The sequence below is a fragment of the Stenotrophomonas sp. P5_A8 genome (assembly GCF_056400545.1).
Genome location: NZ_JBFULB010000556.1, coordinates 1 through 1,258, shown reverse-complemented (window position 1 = coordinate 1,258; position 1,258 = coordinate 1). Strand labels below are relative to the sequence as shown.

The window sequence follows — 1,258 nt, the reverse complement described above, 5'->3', positions numbered from 1 at the left end:
GGCTTTGGCTTTGGCTTTGGCTTTGGCTTTGGCTTTGGCTTTGGCTTCGGCTTCGGGCTTTGGCTTCGGAGGGCCTTGCGGCAAACTACCCGTCTCCCCTCTTCGTTGCTCCTCCCATGAAAATCGTCGAAGTGCGCCATCCGCTGGTGCAGCACAAGATCGGCCTGATGCGCGATGCGTCCCTGAGCACCAAGGACTTCCGCGAGCTGGCCAATGAACTCGGCGGCCTGCTGGCCTACGAGGCCACCGCCGACCTGGATACCGAACCGCACACCCTCGCCGGCTGGGCCGGTCCGGTGACGGTGCAGCGCATCGCCGGCGCCAAAATCACCGTGGTGCCGATCCTGCGTGCCGGGCTGGGCATGCTCAGCGGCGTGTTGTCGCTGATTCCGGCCGCCCGGGTCAGCGTGGTGGGCCTGCAGCGTGATGAAGAAACCCTGCAGCCGGTGCCCTACTTCGAGCGCCTGACCGGCCGCCTGGAAGAGCGCGACGCGCTGATCCTGGACCCGATGCTGGCCACGGGCGGCACTCTGATCGCCACCATCGACATGCTCAAGCGCRCCGGCGCGCGCCGCATCAAGGGCATCTTCCTGGTTGCCRCCCCCGAAGGCATCGCCGCCGTCCAGGCCGTGCATCCGGATGTGGAGATCTACACGGCCGCCATCGATGCCCGCCTCAACGAAAAGGGTTACATCCTGCCGGGCCTGGGCGATGCCGGCGACCGCATCTTCGGTACCCGCGTCGTCGGCTGATCACCGCGACTGTCCCGGTGGCCGCATGCGGCCGCCGGCGACCTGGGGGCGCGCTGACGCGCCAATCCAACCCCGCCGGTAATTTCACGCCCTCTGCTCATGCCGGGGCAGAAGCTGCGCGCACCATCAACCCGTGCGTGGAGCGTTGTCATGAAAACCGTGTCCCTGCTGGCCTGCCTGCTGTTGATCGCCAGCCCCGTACTGGCCAGCGCCGCCACGCCACAGCAACAGCGCATGGCCGACTGCTCAGCCAAGAACAAGGGCAAGACCGGCGAGGACTACAAGTCCGCGCAAAAGGCCTGCCTGAGCGGCCCGGCACCGGCGGCGACCACGCCGCAGGAGCGCATGAAGCACTGCAACGCCGACGCCGCCACCCAAAAGCTGGCCGGCGATGCGCGCAAGACCTTCATGAGTAGTTGCCTGAAGGCGCATTGATCGCCGGGCGAAGTGCGTCCAATGATCCGATGGTGCCGCCCAACAATCGACACCCCATGACCCGGTAGTGC

2 protein-coding genes are annotated in these 1,258 nt (G+C 66.6%); both read left to right on the top strand.

What is annotated here, in order from left to right:
- The first annotated feature begins 116 nt into the window (after positions 1 to 116).
- Entirely contained in the window at positions 117 to 752 is a 636-nt protein-coding gene (gene upp, locus AC1DQP_RS20625; protein WP_478052446.1) for a uracil phosphoribosyltransferase, read from the top strand.
- Between the two features lie 150 nt (positions 753 to 902).
- On the top strand, positions 903 to 1,187 hold the full coding sequence (locus AC1DQP_RS20620) for a PsiF family protein (protein WP_256774053.1): 285 nt from the start codon (positions 903 to 905) through the stop codon (positions 1,185 to 1,187).
- The last annotated feature ends 71 nt before the right edge of the window (positions 1,188 to 1,258 follow it).

Bases quoted from the DNA above. Each gene is read 5' to 3' on its own strand.
- AC1DQP_RS20620 (WP_256774053.1), top strand. From the start codon at position 903: ATGAAAACCGTGTCCCTGCTGGCCTGCCTGCTGTTGATCGCCAGCCCC.